The following is a 16,458-nucleotide window of genomic DNA, read 5'->3' as shown; positions in this document are numbered from 1 at the left end:
AAAAAAAATCAAATTTTGTGCACCTCTGGGATGAAAGGAGAAGACATCTATGGGCAAGCATTTTGCGGCTCAACGGCATGAAAGCGTAGGAAACGGGGAAAAGGCGGGGTTGAAAGCCATTGGGGCATTTTCCTCCGTATTTTTAGGGGTTTGTTCACTGGCGATCGGTAACGTCAACGCGGCGGAAACCAAGAGCAACGAAACCTACCAGGACGCGGAAACGCTGCTGGTCACCGGTGAGAAGATCAAACGGTCCATTTTCGACACCGGCTCCAGCGTGCAGGTGTTCGACAGCAACCGCATCGCCTCGATGCCCGATGCGGTGCAGATCCCCGATCTGCTGCGCATGACCCCCAACGTGGTGGATTTGGGCATCGGCAACGAACTGCCGACCGTGCGCGGCATCGACGGTTCCGGCCCGAACGTCGGCGCCAACGCTTTCCTCAGCGGCACCCGCCCGCGCCTCAATCTGTCATTGGACGGCCGTTCGCTGACTTATAACGAACAGGCGTTCGGTCCGCAGTCGCTGTGGGATCTGGATCGCGTCGAAGTGTTCCTCGGCCCGCAAAGCTACATCCAGGGGCGCAACGCCATCGCCGGCGCCATCGTCATGGCCAGTAAGGATCCGACCTTCGAGTGGGAAAGCGCCTTCAAGGGCGGGGCCGGCAACCAGCACTCTTCACAGTTGGCGGCCATGGCGTCCGGCCCGCTGGTGGAAGATCAGCTGGCGTTCCGCGTCAGCGTCGATCGCCAGCGCCGCCGCAGCGAAGCCGATCTGCCGGCCTATGCGCCGGTGGGCGATCCGCGCGAAGTGGAAGCCACCACCGCCCGCGCCAAGCTGTTGTTCAACCCGGCCGGCCTGCGCGATCTGACCACCAAGCTGACCTTCAACCACTTCGGCAGCACCGCGCCGCAGAACGAAAGCCTCAACCCTCAGCCGCATCCGACCAACCCGCGCCACGATCCGCGCCGCGCCGTGTTCAAAAGCAACATGAACAGCACCATCTGGGATCTGGCCTGGGAGCAGTCCGACGCACTGACGTTGGAAAACCGCGTTATCTACACCGATTTCAACATCAACCGTCCGACCGCTTACAACATCCAATACGCCGAGATCGACGGCCAGGAAGTTCACGTGGAGCCGGTAGTGCGCTTCGGCGGCGCGGACAGCCGCCTGCACGGGCTGGCGGGGCTGCGTTACTTCCACGGCACGCAGGATGAGTTCGTCAACATCTTCGGCGGCTCGACCTTCAAGGATAAGACCGATACCCATTCGGCGTTCGCCGAGCTGACCTATGCGCTGACGCCGCAGGTGGATGTGACCGCCGCCAGCCGTCTGGAGCGCGAACATCGTCGCCGAGACGGTGGCAGCCAGGCGGTGCGCATCGATTTCGATGAAACCTACACCGTGTTCCTGCCGAAGCTGGACGTGGCCTGGAAACCGACGGATACCCAAACCTACGGCGCCAAGATCGCACGCGGCTATAACGCCGGCGGCGGCGGCATCACGATCGGTACGCCGGTGGTCAGCTACACCTACGGTTCCGAGTATGTCTGGAACTACGAGCTGTACACCCGCCATCACCTGAAAGACGCCAACGTGGTGCTGACGGGTAACATCTTTTACAACGATTACAAGGATATGCAGCTGCCGTACTCGCTGGGCGAGAACTCCAGCGTGATCCGCAACGCCGACAAGGTGGAAACCTACGGCGCGGAAATCGGCGCTACCTGGCAGCCGCGCTGGGATTTCGAACTGTTCGGCAACCTCGGCCTGTTGAAAACCGACATCAAGAAGTTCTCGGGCAGCGGCGTGGAAGGGCATGAGCTGGCGCGCGCGCCGGCTTACACCGCCAACATGGGCGCCAAATATCAGTTCCTGAAAGGGTGGGAGCTGAGCAGCAACGTGGCGTTTACCGACTCCTACTATTCGCAATACGACAACGACTCGCGCGGGCGCATCGGCTCCTATTGGACGGCCAACGCCCAGCTGGCTTACACCTTTGACTACGGTCGCGCCACGCTGTATGCGAAAAACCTGTTTGATTCCGACCGCCGCGAGATGGTCAGAAGCAATGACATTTACACGGCGACGCTCCAGCGAGGCCGCCTGGTCGGCGCAGCGGTTGAGCTGACTTTCTAACGCTATCGCGGTGACGGGGGACGAATGTCCCCCGTTTTATGCGCTATCCCGGCACGGCCGGGCAAAGGAGATAACGCAGTGATCGGTGATTTTGACAGCATTCTGAGCGATGAAGAGGCCCAGCGGCTGGAGAGCGCGTTTCAGGCGCTGGGCGCGGGGGCGGCGAACGGCGAGCGGCCGGTAAGCGAAGCCGAAGAACGGGCATGGTTTGCCCATCTGCAGCAGGGTGACGCACGCGGGCAGCGGGCGCTGGCCTGGCGCCTGACGGGAGAGGTGGATATCGCCCAACTGACGGCGGCGCTGCAGGCGCTGGTGCGGGAAACGCCGGGCGTGAACGTGCATTACGTTTTTGATGATGAAAACGGTCTGATTAAACGCGCCGCCGATTCGGCGCCGTTGCCGGTGAGCCTGCGTCAGGTGGCGGATGAACAACACGCCATGGATTGCCTGCTGCAGGCGCAGGCGGCGCCGTTTGAACTGGAAGGCGAAGCGCCGCTGCGCTTCTTGCTGTTGCTCACGCCGGGCGGTGACGTGATGTTGGGCGCGGTCTTGCATGACATCCTGGCGGAAACGCTGCCGTGGCGCCATCTGCCGGCGATGCTGGCCGCCCGCTATAACGGAGATGCGATGCCTCTGCCTTTCGCGGCGGAGCCGGTCGAGCCGCCGGAAATCCCGGAGCCACAGCTGCCCTGGGCGCGCCAGGCGGTCTCGCTGCAGGATTACCGCAGCCCGGCGCAGCGTGCTGAAGCGTTGCCGCCGGTGGGTGGGCGCGTGGTCACGCGCATTGCGCGCTCGCTGTTGCCCGCCAATGACGCGCCGCGGGTGTTGCTGGCGGCGGTGGCGGCGCGTTTTGCCGAGTTCATCGCCGCGCAGGCCGGCGGGCAAGCGGTGCAGCTGTGCGTGCCGGCGGCAGAAACGGCGGAGTGCGTCGGTCTGGAGCTGGGCCTGACGGCAGCGCCGCTGATGCGCCTGACCGTACGTCACGGCGACGGCGATGCCGGGCAACGGCTGCTGGCGCAGCCCGTGGCTGAACAGCCGGATCCGCAGCGGGCGCAGCTGCTGGTGGCCTGGCGCGACGATCTGGCTGCAGAGTGGCGGTTGGAAGGCGTTCACGCCGAACGCCTGTTGCTGCCGCCGCTGCATACGCCGTTTGAACTGGCGCTGCTGTTGAGCTCGCCCGAGGCGGAAACGCTGACGCTGGAGCTGGTCACCGATCCGCGTCTGTCTCCGCACGCGGCGCCTTTCCTGCTGGAGCAGTTCAGCGCGTTCCTGGCCGGGCAGCGGATTGCCGTCGCATTGCCGGCGGCTGAGGCCGTTTCCCCGGCGATGGCCGCGTCGGTGGCGAACGGCGACGCGGACGAAAGCATTGCATCACTGATTTTGCAGGCGTTCAGCGAGGCGCTGGCGGCGCCGGAAATGACCCTGGATGAAGATTTCTTCGATCGCGGCGGCCATTCGCTGGTCGCCACCCGGGTGATCGGCCGCTTGCTGAGCCTGCATCAGATCGAAATCAACATTAACGATCTGTTCAGCCATCCGACGGCGCGCGGGCTGGCGGGGTACGCCAAACGCCTGAACGTCGCGCAGCCGAATGCCGCACTGACGACCGCCGACGATCATGAGCGGGCGCAGGCGCCGCTGTCGTTGGCGCAGGAATCGTTGTGGAAGGTGTATGAAGCCTTTGGTCATGACGAGATCTTCAACCTGCCGTTCTCTCTGCGTTTCTTCGATGAGGTGGATGAAACGGCGCTGCGTCAGGCGTTTATCGACGTCATGACTCGCCATACCGTGCTGCGTTCACGCTTCGTCGAGCAGCAGGGCGAGGTGGTGCAGGTGGTGGTGCCGGCTGCCGAACTGTCAGATTACCAATGGTTCCGCTTCTCTCAGGAAACGCCGGCGGGCAACGCCGCCGCCCTGTTGGCCGACGCCGGCCAGCACCGTTTCGATCTGGCCGCCGAGCTGCCGCTGCGCGTCACGCTGCTGCGCGATGCGGACAACGGCCAGCAGCTGCTGTCGCTGCTGTTCCACCACGTGGTATTGGATGAATGGTCGCTCAACCTGATGATGGATGAGCTGGGCGTCGCCTACCGCCATCGCGTCGTCGGCCAGGCGCCGCAGTGGCATGGGCAGCCGCCACAGTTCCACACCTTCGCCCGGCAGCAGCGGGCCTCCGGGGTGCAGCAGCAACATCTGGATTACTGGCTCGACGCGCTGCGCGGCGCGCCGGTCGGCCAGCCGATCTTCCGGCAAGAACCGTCCACCCATCCGGCGGTGCCGGCGCCGGCGGACGTCAACGGCGGCTGGCTGGAGTTCGAGGTCGATCCCGCCGTGGCGGAAGGCCTGTATCAGCTCGCTCGCCGCAACAACGCTTCGTTGTTTAACGTAGTGTATGCCGGGATTACCTCGGCGCTGCGCCTGCTGGGCGGCCCGGCGGATCTGCTGGTGGGCACTTCGACCTCCGGCCGTAACGACGCCGAGTTCTTCGATACCGTCGGCTACTTCACCACCGTGGTGGTGCACCGCGTGCGCTTCGACGAAGGGCTGACGGTCGCCGGGTTGGTCAGTCAGGTGAAAAACACCATCAATGGCTCGCTGCCGTACACCGACATTCCGATCGACCTGGTGGAAGAAGGGCTGTTCGGCGTGGATGCCGACCGCAAAAACCACATGTTCGAAGTGTTCATCCAGATCCACAGCCGCATCAAGCTGAACGGCGAGTTCCGGCTGCAGGACGGCCGTGCGATCGCCTACCGTCAGGTGGAGCCGGAGAAAGCCGAATCGCTGCTCGGCCTGCAGTTTGAGGTGATGGAAGACGATCTGGCCGGGAAGAAATCCCTGCGGGTGATGATGACCTATCGCCAGGATCACTACAGCAGGGAGCAGGCCACTCTGATCGCCGACGGCGTTCAGCATGTCTTTACCCAGTTTGCGCAGCACATCGCTGGTGATATCGCTCTGGCGGCGCTGCCGCCCGGGCCGCAGGCATGACGTTGTTTCACTCTAACCGAAAGCATGATTTTCAAGGAGATAAAAGGATGTCTGGAACCCTAGCAACCCCGCGCGCGTTACTGTCGCTGCTGGTGGCGGCCTCTCTGGTGGTCGCCGGCGCCGCGCAGGCGGACGATGCCGGCATCAAACCGCAGGACATCAAGCGCCAGGCGCTGTCGTCGGCGGTGGTGGAGATGGCCTACAGCACCTCGCAGCAGGCGCTGTTCGTCAGCGCGCCGGACTGGAAGGAAGAAGCGCGCTCCCGCGTGCTGCGGCTGGATCCCAACACCCTGGCGATCAAGGCGGAGATCCCGCTGAAGGTGAAAGGCTTCGGCGTGGCGCTGAACGATGCGGGCAACCGTTTGTACCTGACGCAGGCCTTCAACGGCGAAGTCGGGGTGGTGGACACCACCACCAACCATGCGCTCGACAGCATCAAGCTGCTGGATAAAGCGGTGCTGGAGCAGGCCTACAAGCAGGCGGGCATCAGCGGCAAGCGCCTGGATTTCCTGCTGGCGGAGCTGAAGAAGTTCAAGATCACTGAGGACTACCTGTACCGCATCCGCGAGATTAAATATGACGCGCAAAGCGGCCGCCTGTTCCTGCCGGGGCTGGGCTTCGGCGTCGACAGCGTGCTGTACGTGGTCGATACCAAGGCCGGCAAGCTGGAAAAAGTGATCCCGGGCTTCGGTTACAACGCGGTGGGCATCACGCTGGATGAGAAGGGCCGCAGGGTGTTCGTCTCCAACATGCAGGGGCAGGTGATCACCCTGAACGCCGACACGCTGGCGATCGCCGCCACGCACGAGGTGCAGGCCGATCAGTTGCTGAACCTGGTGTATGACCCGGCGAGCAACCGCCTGTTGGGCGTCGATCAGGGCATCGACCGCGACGACTACCGCAACCATCATCTGGGGCGCGACTACGTGAAGCGCAGCAGCGGCCACCGGGTGTTTGCGCTGGATGCGGACAGCGGCAAGGTGCTGGCCAGCGAACTGACGGATGAAGTGCCGATCGGTCTGCTGCTCGACGAGCGCAGCCAGCGGCTGTATGTCGCCAACCGCAAGGGCGTGCGCGTGGATCACGGCGCCGGGACGCTGACGGTGTTCGACGCCAAGACCCTCAAGCGCCTGCAAACCGTAGACCTGCCGCCGCACCCTAACAGCCTGGCGTTGGATCCGAAAGGCGATGCGCTGTTCGTAACGGTGAAAAACGACGGCGCTGCCACCAAGGCCGGCAAAGCCGAAAGCGTGGTGCGCATTCAGCTACACACCAAATAACTGAATGGAAAGATAAAAAAAGGGCGCCGCGGCGCCCTTTCTCGTGGCTGACAAAGGAGGAAAAAGCGTGGTTTTTCCTCCTTTGTGGTTATCAGCCGAAAATCAATGAATTGATTTTCCTTGTTTTCTATCTGTCGCCTAATGAAAGCCCGGCAACGTCATCCGCTTTGTCATTTACCTCAAGGGGTGCTGAGCACCCCTTTGTCGTTGGTTCATGTCATCAGAAGTGGGTGTTGATGCTCATGTAGTAGGTGCGGCCCGGTTCGTTGTAGGTGGCCGCGCCCGCACCGGCGATGTTGATCGCGCCAGTGTTCGGGTCGCCGACGTTCTGCGCGTTGCCGGCGCGGAACTGGCGTTTATCGAACAGGTTGTCGATGCCGGCGGTGAGGCTGACGTTTTTGGTCAGATCATAGGTCGCACTGGCGCCGACGACGGCGTAAGGGCTAACCTCGCGGGTTTCGCCGCCGGTGGCCGGTTTACCCTGGTAGTTGTACTTCTTCGGCTTCTGCCGGCCGTACCAGGTCAGGGTGGACTGCATCGACAGATCCTGCGTGGCCTGCCAGCTGAGGGTCGAGTTGACGGTGAACTTCGGGATCACCGACAGGTAATCGCCGGTGGTCTTGTTCTTGTTCTCGATCATGTAGGTGGCGTTGTTGCTCCAGGTGACGGTCTCGCTGACCGGCACGTTCAGCGAGCCTTCCAGCCCTTGCACCACCGCCTTCGGCACGTTTTCCCACTGATAGACCGCCGTGCCGGTGCTGCTGGTGGCGATGCGGGAGTTACCCGCTTCAATCTTGTTGTGGTAATCGTTGCGGAAGTAGGTCACGCCGGCCAGCCAGCCGTTGTTATGGAACTCCAACCCGATCTCTTTGTTGACGCTGGTTTCCGCCTTCAGATCGTCGTTGCCGAGCAGGTAGCAGCCGTTTCTGGTATCGCTACCGGCGCATCCCTGGCCTTTGCTGTACAGCAGATAGTTGCCGTTGGTCTGGAACAGGGTCGGCGCCTTGTAGGAACGGGCGATGCCCATCTTCAGCGTGAAGTAGTCGCCCAGTTCCTGCGACAGGTTCAGCGCCGGGCTCCAGTTGTTGCCGGATTCCGAATGCAGATCGTAGCGCAAACCCGGTGTCAGCATGGTGGTGTCGGTCAGTTCAATGTTGTCTTCGGCGAACAGCGAGAAGATATGCGCGGAAGCGTAAGGGCTGCGCGTACCGGTCGTCATGCCGGGAATGGTGCCGCCCATCAGCGTTTGGCTGGTGGAGGTGCCGTCCTTCATGCGTTGTTGGCTCCACTCGGTACCCAGCGTAGCGGTTTGCGCGACGCCCAGCTCGAACGGCACGCTGACTTCGCTGTGCGCCAGGAAGTCATCCAGCTTGGTGGTGCCGAAACCGGTGTTCTTGGTATCGAAGATGCCTTCGGTGCCGCCGGCCAACCCTTCGTTTATACGGGTGTTGCGGGTGCGTTCGAACTGCACGTAGTTGTTGGTGCTCACGCCGTTGTCCCAGGCGCCGCGGTGGGTCAGGCCGAAGGTTTCACGGTAGATGCGGTTGGTCTCTTTGCCGTAGTTGTTCTGCACCAGGGCGTTGGTGTTGGTGTTCTGAGTATCGCCGGCGTACAGGTTGCCCTGGCGGCCATAGGCGTATTCGAACTCCAGCGACTGCAGATGGGCGAAATCCCAGTGCAGCAGGGCGTCGATGTTTTTATCGACCACCCCTTCGCGCCCGGCGGGCACGCTGTTGGCGTAGGCGCCGACGCGTTCGGATTTGTGCGATTCGTTAATGTCCCAGGCGTCGGCCTGCGTTTTGCTGTAGCCGCCGAACAGGCGGAAGCTCAGGGAATCGCTCAGCGGGCCGGACAGGCTGAAATCGGTGCGCTTGGTGGCGCCTTCCTGCTTGTGCTGCGGCACGTTGAAGTAGCCGTTCAGCGAGCCGTGCAGCGCATCGCCGGCCTTCTTGGTGATGATGTTGACCACGCCGCCCGCGGCGCCGTTGCCATAGCGCGCCGCAGCCGGGCCGCGCAGCACTTCGATGCGTTCGATCATTTCCGGCGGCACCCAGGCGGTATCGCCGCGTGAGTCACGTTCGCCGCGCCAGCCTTGACGCACCGAGTTGCGACTGGAGGCCGGTTTGCCGTCGATCAGAATCAGGGTGTTTTCCGGGCCCATGCCGCGGATATCGATCTGGCGGTTGTTGCCGCGCTGGCCGCTGGTGGAGTTGCCGGTCAGGTTAACCCCGGGCATGGTGCGGATCAGCTCGCTGATGTCGCGCGCCGGCGGGCGTTTCTTGATCTCGTCGGCGGTGATGGTGGATACCCCCGGCGCCTGCAGGTTCTGCCGGGCGGCGGTCACGACGATGGTGTCTTCGCCGCGCGGCTTTTTATCCGCTGTGCCGCTGTTTTCTTCCGTGGTGGGGGTGTCGGTCTGCTGCGCGGCGTTGGCGAACGCGGACGCGCCCAATCCCAAGCCGATAAGAGTGGCCAAAGAATAACGTGATAGCTTGCTTTTCATTTGAGTGCCCTACCTTGCTGCCCTCCCTCGCCGAATGGGGGAAAGGCGGTTGTAGTTTTTGTGTAGTCGGAATAGAAAATCGGCTGCGGCAAGGGATGCCATTGATGTATCCCCGATCCCTGTCCGTTGCGCGCAATACCAGCACGATCTCCAAGCCTTACACACTATTGCAAATGCAAATTATTATCAATAGTATTTGGCCTACAGTGTGTTCGGGCGGTGGCCGGCGATAGGGAAAAGTCGACGTTCCCGGTGCCGCCAACTACAAAATGGGTAGGCGTTGTGAATACAGAACTAGAATCAGAAAGCAGCAGATTATTGGCCAGCAGCAATGCGGGCAGTCCAGGGTGGTGGTTGACGGTGGCACGACGCGGTACGCCATGGGTAGAACCGGCGGGTAACGGCCGGTGGCGAACCACCTTTTTCTGGCGCGATCCGCAGGGATGTGAATTGACTTCTGCCTACCGCCGGGTGTGGATCAACATCAACTGCCTGACCGACCACCATCAGCCGAATCCGCCGCAAAGCCTGCTGCGTTTGGCCGGTACCGACGTATGGTACTGGCAGACCGAGCTGAACGGCGCCTGGCGCGGCAGCTACTGCTTTATTCCTTGTTTTGACGAGCGGCCGCCGGCGTTCAGCGACGACGACGCGCACGCCAACATGCACAACCTGCGTCACTGGTGGCACCAGGTGTTCGCCTGCGCCACTCCCGATCTGCTCAACCCCTATCGCTCCTGGCAAAGCGCCAGCGGCCACAGCGTTTCCGGTCTGCATATGCCGGATGCGCCGCCGCAGCCGGTGTGGCGCTCGTTCGATGAGTATGAGATCGCCAGCGGGCGCTGCACGCCGCCGCTGCCGGCGCGTTTGCAGCGCCATACCTGGCAGAGCGAGCGTCTGGGCAACAGCCGCGATGTCTGGATCTACACCACCGGCGACAGCAAGCCGGCCGAACGCCCGCTCGCGATCCTGCTCGACGGCCAGTTCTGGGCGAAGCAAATGCCGGTCTGGGCGCCGTTGATGCAACTGACCCGCGAGGGGGCGTTGCCGGAAGCGGTGTATGTGCTGATCGACATTATCGATCTGCCGCACCGGGCGCGTGAGCTGACCTGCAAGGACGATTTCTGGCTGGCGGTGCAGGAAGAACTGATGCCGCAACTGGCCGAATGGGCGCCGCACAGCGACAATCCGGCCGAGACGGTGGTGGCGGGGCAAAGCTTTGGCGGCCTGGCCTCTCTGTACGCCGGGCTGCGCTGGCCACAGCGCTTCGGCGCGGTGATCACCCAGTCCGGCTCCTATTGGTGGCCGCGGCGCGACATGCTGCAGCTGCCGAGCATTCCCGACGACGCCTGCTGGTTGATGCAACAGGTCGAACGCCACGGCCTGGGCAACCACGGCGCGCTGAAGGTATTTATGGAAGCCGGTACGCAGGAAAAGCTGGTGCATCAGGTCAGCGGGCAAATGGCGGTGCGCCTGAGCGAAGCCGGCCATCGGGTGCACTACCGGGTGGTGGAAGGCGGGCACGACGCGCTGTGCTGGCGCAGCGGCCTGACCGACGGGCTGCAGGCGGTGTGGGCTTCCGCTTTCGCCACCGCTTATCCGGCATCGGTAACGACGGCGGCACAAGGAACGCAGGATGGAAAGCCTGAATCCGTTCGATGATCAACAGCAGCGCAGCCTGGTGCTGCGCAACGTACAACAACAATACAGTTTGTGGCCGGATTTCCGCGCCATTCCACCCGATTGGACGATCGTATTTGGCCCGGCGGCGCGCACCGAGTGCGCCGAGTGGCTGGAACAGCATTGGCAAGATATTCTGCCGGTCGCAGCACGCAAGGCGTGACCGGCGCCTGGTAATCACGGGAGCAATAAGCAGTGTCACACACCCCTAACTCTCTCAGCGGCCCGGCGCTTGCGGGCGAATGGCCGCTGGTCGCGGCGCAACCCGGCATTTGGGTCGCCGATCAAATCTCTCCGCATCGCAATGCTTACGCGGTGGCGCATGCCATCGAACTCAACGGCCCCGTCGCCGTGGAGCCCCTGCTGCAGGCCATCACCCGGGGTCTCGGCGAGGTGGACATGCTGCGGCTGCGTTTTGCGGAACGCGACGGCGTGCCGGTGCAATGGCTGGATGACTCGCTGGCGGTGCATGCGCCGGAACTTGTCGATCTGACGACGTCGTCGGATCCCGAAGCCGCCGCTCGCGCGCTGATGGATATCGATCTGGCGAGCGATCTGCGCGCCGGCAACGGCGCACCGCTGTATCGCCATGTGGTGATGCGCCTGGCGGACGATCGCTGGTTCTGGTATCAGCGTTATCACCATCTGCTGGTGGACGGTTTCAGCTTCACCGCCATCGCTCGCCGCGTGGCGGCGATTTATACCCATCTTTGCCGCGGCGACGCGCTGGAGCCGACGCCTTTCACGGCGTTCAGCGACGTGGTGGCGGAATACCAGGCTTACCGGCAGGCGCCGGCCTGGCAACGCGACGCCGATTTCTGGCGCGAAAAAGCGCGGCAGCTGCCGCCGCCGGCCACGATCTGCCCGCAGCCGCTGGCCGGGCAAACGCCCACGCCGCGCATCCACCGGCTGGAACAGCGCTGCGATCCGCAGGCCTTCGCCGAACTGGTGCAGCGTGGCGCGCAGCAGAAGCTGAACGCCGCCGATATGGCGGTGGCGTTGGTGGCGCTGTGGGTGTCGCGTCTGAGCGGCCAACCGAGCTTCAGCGCCGGTTTTATCTTCATGCGCCGTACCGGCTCGGCCGCCCTGTGCGCCGCCGGCCCGGTGATCAATGTGCTGCCGATGGAGATGCATCTCGAGCCGCAGGCCACGCTGTATGAGGCCGCCGCACGCATCAGCCGTGAGCTGAAAACGGTGCGCCGCCATCAGCGCTACGACGCCGAACAGGTGCAGCGCGATCTGGGGCGCATCGGCGACGGCGAACCGCTGTACGGCACGGTCTTCAACTTCAAAATGTTCGATTACCAGCTGGATTTCGCCGGCATCGAGGGCATTACCCACGATCTGGCCTCCGGGCCGGTGCGCGATCTGGAGATTGCGCTGTTTATCGATGAACACCACCAATTGAAGGTGGAGCTGCTGGCCAATGCCGAACGTTACAGCCGCCAGGAGCTGCAGGCGCACCTGCAACGGTTGCCGCTGCTGCTGGCGCAGTTCGCCGCGCAGGCAACGTTGCCGATCGGCGAGGCCGATATGCTGACCGCCGACGATCGCGCGCTGCTGGCGCGGATCAACGACACGGCGCATCCGGTGCCGGCGACCACGCTGAGCCAATTGCTGGCGCAGCAGGCGCAAGCCACGCCGGACGCGCCGGCGTTGGCGGATGCGCATTTCAGCTTCACCTACCGCGAAACGCGCGAGCAGGTCACGGCGCTGGCGCGCCAACTGGTGGCGCAGGGCGTGCGGCCGGGCGACATCGTGGCGGTGGCGCTGCCGCGCTCGGTGTTCCTGTCGCTGGCGTTGATGGCGATCGTCGAAGCGGGCGCCGCCTACCTGCCGCTGGACACCGGTTATCCGGACGAGCGGCTGGCGATGATGCTGGAAGACGCCGCGCCCCGCTTGATCATCACTCACCCGGCGCAGCAGGCGCGTTTCGCCGACAAGGGCGACATGTTGCTGTATGACGCGCCGCTGGCGGCCGATCACGCCGCCGGGGTGGCGATCGCGGGCCCGACGCCGGACCATGCGGCCTATATCATCTTTACCTCCGGTTCCACCGGGCGCCCGAAAGGCGTGCTGGTCGGCCATCAGGCGATCGTCAACCGCCTGCTGTGGATGCAACACCAGTATCCGCTGGGGGCGAACGACGCGGTGCTGCAGAAAACGCCGTGCAGTTTCGATGTCTCGGTGTGGGAATTCTTCTGGCCATTGATGGTCGGCGCCCGGCTGGTGATGGCGCCGCCGGAGGCGCACCGCGATCCGCAGCAGCTGCAACAGCTGATCGCCCAACACCGCATTACCACGATGCACTTCGTACCGTCGATGCTGGCGGCTTTCGTTGCCGCCCTGGACGACGACGCGGCGGTGGCGAGCTGCGCCGCGCTGCGCCAGGTGTTCTGCAGCGGCGAAGCGCTGCCGGCGGAGCTGTGCCGCCTGTGGCAAAGCCGCACGGCGGTGCCGCTGCACAACCTCTACGGCCCGACCGAAGCGGCGGTGGACGTGACCTGGCATCCGGCCTACGGCGAGGCATTGGCGAAGGTGACCGGCGCCAACGTGCCGATTGGCCTGCCGGTGTGGAACACCGGGCTGCGCATTCTGGACGCGCGTCTGCGGCCGGTGCCGCCGGGCGTGGCGGGCGATCTGTATCTGACCGGCGTCCAGTTGGCGCACGGCTACCTTGGCCGGCCGGATCTGACCGCCAGCCGCTTTGTCGCCGATCCGTTCGGTGAGGGGGGGCGCATGTACCGCACCGGCGACGTGGCGCGCTGGCTGCCGGACGGCGCGGTGGAATATTTGGGCCGCAGCGACGATCAGCTGAAGATCCGCGGGCAGCGTATCGAGCTGAGTGAAATCGACCACGCCCTGCTGTCGCTGCCGGGCGTGCGCCAGGCGGTGACGCACGCGCGGGTGCTGCAGGGCACGCCGGTGGACGCCGGCGGCGATGCGCGCCAGCTGGTGGGCTATCTGGTGATGCAGCCTGGCGCGAGCTGGGATGCGGAAGCCCTGCGCGCGGCGCTGGCCGACCGTCTGCCGCCGCACATGGTGCCGGTGGCGTTGGTGGAAATGCGCGATTTGCCGCTGAGCGCCAACGGCAAGCTGGATCGCAAGGCTCTGCCGCAGCCGCAGGGCGGTGAGCGCAAGGCAGGGCGTCCGCCGCAGGCCGGGTTGGAAAGCGAGATCGCCGCGGTATTCGCCCGCCTGCTGCAGCGCGAGCAGGTGTTCGCCGACGACGATTTCTTCGCGCTGGGCGGCCATTCGCTGCTGGCGATGCGTCTGGCGGCCGAGCTGCGCCGCGATCTGGGCAAGGCGGTGTCCGTCGGCCAGGTGATGGTGGCGTCGCGCGTCGAGCAACTGGCCGCCTTGCTGGCGGAAGATCGCACGCAGGAAGAGGCCGATCGCAGTGGCTTCGACAGCGTATTGCCGCTGCGCGTCACCGAGGGGCCGACGCTGTTCTGTCTGCATCCGGCGTCCGGTTTCTCCTGGCAGTTCAGCGTATTGCCGCGCTATCTCGATCAGCACTGGTCGCTGGTCGGCATTCAGTCGCCGCGGCCGGACGGCCCGCTGGCGCTGAGCGAAGACATGGACCAGGTGGTGGAGGCGCACCTGCAGACGGTGCTGCAGGTGCAGCCGCACGGGCCGTACCACTTCATCGGCTACTCGCTGGGCGGCACGCTGGCCCAGGGCATCGCCGCCCGGCTGCAGGCGCGCGGCGAGCAGGTGGCGTTCCTCGGCCTGCTGGATACCTATCCGCCGGAGACCCAAAACTGGGACGTGATGCTGGACGACAACGTGTTGAAGGAAGTGCAGCGCGAGCGCGAACAGTTCCTGGCGGTGTCGCAGGATACGCTCGATCCGGCGCTGGGCGAGACGCGCACCCTGATGTTCGACAACATCGAAGCCAACTACGCCGATTCGGTGCGGTTGCTGTCGCACACGCGGACCGCCCGCTTCCACGGCCAGGCGACGCTGTTCGTCGCCAAACGCACGTTGCAGGCAGGGATGGACGTGCAGCAGACCTGGTCGCAGTACGTCGATGCGCTGCAGGCGCACGAACTCGACTGCGCGCATGTCGATATCGTTTCGCCGGTGTCGTTCAAAGTGCTGGGGCCGCTGCTGAACCGGATTTTGCGCACGCTGTAATGACGCCCGTCATCTCGCCGCCAGGCACGGGGATTGCCCCGCGTTTGGCGGCGTTTCTTGCGTCCGCTCACAATTGAATATCAATGATTTCTATTATCATTATTGATTTCGTTATCTGTGCTAGCATAGCGCTCCGCAACTGCAGAATCCCCGTTTAAAGATGTGGTGAACAACCGATGAGTAGCAAACCCTCCATCCTGCTTGATTTTAGCCTGCTGAAAACCCACCGGGCCTTTCGCGCGGTATTCTGCGCGCGTTTCATCTCCATTGTGGCGCTGGGGCTGATGGCGATCGCCATCCCGGTGCAGATCCAGGCGCTGACCGGTTCCACCCTGCAGGTCGGGTTGGCGGTGACGCTGGCCGGCGGCGGCATGTTCGCCGGGCTGCTGATGGGCGGCGTATTGGCCGATCGCTATGAGCGGCGCCGGTTGATCCTGTTCGCGCGCTCCACTTGCGGCATCGGGTTCGTCGGCCTGTGCCTCAACGCCCTGTTGCCGTCACCTTCGCTGGCGGCCATTTATCTGCTGGCGGTGTGGGACGGTTTCTTCGGCGCCGTGGGGGTGACGGCGCTGCTGGCGGCCACGCCGGCGCTGGTGGGTCGCGAAAACATCGTGCAGGCGGGCGCCATCAGCATGCTGACGGTGCGCTTCGGCTCGATTCTTTCCCCGGCCATCGGCGGCCTGGTGATCGCCCATATGGGCATCGCCTGGAACTACGGCCTGGCGGCGTTCGGCACCCTGTTGACGTTGCTGCCGCTGCTGAGCCTGCCGCAGCTGATGCCGCCGCCGCAGCCGCGTGAACATCCGCTGCGCGCGCTGGCGGGCGGTTTCGCCTTCCTGTTCCAGAACAAGGTGATAGGCATGGTGGCGCTGATCGGCGCGTTGCTGACCATGGCCAGCGCGGTGCGCGTGCTGTACCCGGCGATGGCGGAAAGCTGGCGCATCGACGCAGCCCACCTCGGTTATATGTACGCCGCCGTGCCGCTCGGCGCGACTATTGGTGCGTTCACCAGCGGGCGCGTGGCGCACGTGGCGCGCCCCGGTTGGGTGATGCTGCTGACGGCGATCGCGGCTTTCGCCTCTATTGGCCTGTTCGGCCTGATGCCGTGGTACAGCCTGGCGTTGCTGTGCCTGGTGGCGTTCGGCTACCTGAGCGCGCTGAACTCGCTGCTGCAATACGGCCTGATCCAGGGCCTGACGCCGGACAATTTCCTTGGCCGCATCAACGGCCTGTGGACGGCGCAGAACGTGGTGGGCGATGCGCTGGGCGCGTTGCTGCTGGGGGCGATGGGCGCCTTTATGCTGCCGGCGATGAGCGCCAGCGGTTTCGGCTTCGGCGCGGCGCTGCTCGGCATCCTGTTGCTGTTCGCCATGACCGGTTTGCGCCAAGTTACGCTGCACAAACCGGAGCCGCAGCCCGCCACAGAAAAGTAGTCGAACGCGTTAAGACAACGCTGTGGGATCAAATAAAAGGCTGCGTCCCACCCTTGCACGTGAGCGCCGCTGGCGGTCATTTGGGCGCGCAGCAAGGCGCGAGTCGTGAGGTTTGGTGGGCCAAATAAGCGACTCGCAACACCGATGCGCGTCCAAATGGCCCCAGCCCTTCGGGACGCGCCCCAAAAGCCCGTACTCCGCTTTGTCGGGCTGGAACATAGGCCCGCTATGCCCTGCACCCTCCGCCTTGATTACGGGCTTTTGGGTCTGCGACGGCGCCACGGTCAAGGG

At 64.1% G+C, this 16,458-nt stretch carries 8 protein-coding genes; 7 read left to right on the top strand and 1 reads right to left on the bottom strand.

The window, feature by feature from the left end; genetic code table 11:
- Positions 1-49 precede the first annotated feature (49 nt).
- From ACSBQS_RS16640 to ACSBQS_RS16630, 3 genes are all read left to right on the top strand, one after another.
- Positions 50-2,143 carry a TonB-dependent receptor gene (locus ACSBQS_RS16640; protein ID WP_033641581.1) on the top strand — a complete coding sequence of 698 codons (2,094 nt, stop codon included), beginning with the start codon at positions 50-52 and terminating at the stop codon, positions 2,141-2,143.
- A 78-nt stretch (positions 2,144-2,221) separates the two neighbouring features.
- The gene (locus ACSBQS_RS16635; RefSeq protein ID WP_434991225.1) at positions 2,222-5,131 is read left to right on the top strand and encodes a condensation domain-containing protein; all 2,910 of its coding nucleotides are present in this window, start codon (positions 2,222-2,224) and stop codon (positions 5,129-5,131) included.
- A 47-nt stretch (positions 5,132-5,178) separates the two neighbouring features.
- On the top strand, positions 5,179-6,411 hold the full coding sequence (locus ACSBQS_RS16630; protein ID WP_033641583.1) for a YncE family protein: 1,233 nt from the start codon (positions 5,179-5,181) through the stop codon (positions 6,409-6,411).
- Positions 6,412-6,631: 220 nt separating this feature from the next.
- Here the strand turns inward: ACSBQS_RS16630 and ACSBQS_RS16625 are convergent, their stop codons facing one another.
- Positions 6,632-8,914, bottom strand: a complete 2,283-nt coding sequence (locus tag ACSBQS_RS16625) for a TonB-dependent siderophore receptor (RefSeq protein WP_434991222.1) — start codon at positions 8,912-8,914, stop codon at positions 6,632-6,634.
- A 282-nt stretch (positions 8,915-9,196) separates the two neighbouring features.
- Between ACSBQS_RS16625 and fes the strand changes: the two genes are divergently transcribed.
- The 4 genes from fes (at position 9,197) to entS (ending at position 16,167) form a co-directional block, all read left to right on the top strand.
- Complete coding sequence (fes, locus tag ACSBQS_RS16620; protein WP_074446879.1) at positions 9,197-10,576, top strand: enterochelin esterase; 1,380 nt, start codon at positions 9,197-9,199, stop codon at positions 10,574-10,576.
- Positions 10,551-10,757, top strand: coding sequence for an MbtH family protein (locus ACSBQS_RS16615; RefSeq protein ID WP_033644173.1), 207 nt, complete (start codon positions 10,551-10,553; stop codon positions 10,755-10,757). The genes fes and ACSBQS_RS16615 overlap by 26 nt, the downstream gene beginning before the upstream one ends.
- A 32-nt stretch (positions 10,758-10,789) precedes the next feature.
- Positions 10,790-14,734, top strand: coding sequence for an enterobactin synthase subunit F (locus ACSBQS_RS16610; protein ID WP_434991218.1), 3,945 nt, complete (start codon positions 10,790-10,792; stop codon positions 14,732-14,734).
- Between the two features lie 176 nt (positions 14,735-14,910).
- Positions 14,911-16,167, top strand: a complete 1,257-nt coding sequence (gene entS / locus ACSBQS_RS16605) for an enterobactin transporter EntS (protein WP_033641586.1) — start codon at positions 14,911-14,913, stop codon at positions 16,165-16,167.
- Positions 16,168-16,458 lie beyond the last annotated feature (291 nt).

Origin of the sequence: Serratia sp. H402Y, from assembly GCF_051172415.1 — a bacterium.
Taxonomy (GTDB): Bacteria; Pseudomonadota; Gammaproteobacteria; order Enterobacterales; family Enterobacteriaceae; genus Serratia; species Serratia ureilytica.
Note: the sequence above shows the minus strand (reverse complement) of the source record. Positions and strands in the feature narration are given on the sequence as shown.

Coding starts and splice junctions, on each gene's coding strand:
- ACSBQS_RS16640 (WP_033641581.1), top strand. CDS start 50: ATGGGCAAGCATTTTGCGGCTCAACGGCATGAAAGCGTAGGAAACGGG.
- entS (WP_033641586.1), top strand. CDS start 14,911: ATGAGTAGCAAACCCTCCATCCTGCTTGATTTTAGCCTGCTGAAAACC.
- ACSBQS_RS16625 (WP_434991222.1), bottom strand. CDS start 8,914: ATGAAAAGCAAGCTATCACGTTATTCTTTGGCCACTCTTATCGGCTTG.
- ACSBQS_RS16630 (WP_033641583.1), top strand. CDS start 5,179: ATGTCTGGAACCCTAGCAACCCCGCGCGCGTTACTGTCGCTGCTGGTG.
- ACSBQS_RS16615 (WP_033644173.1), top strand. CDS start 10,551: ATGGAAAGCCTGAATCCGTTCGATGATCAACAGCAGCGCAGCCTGGTG.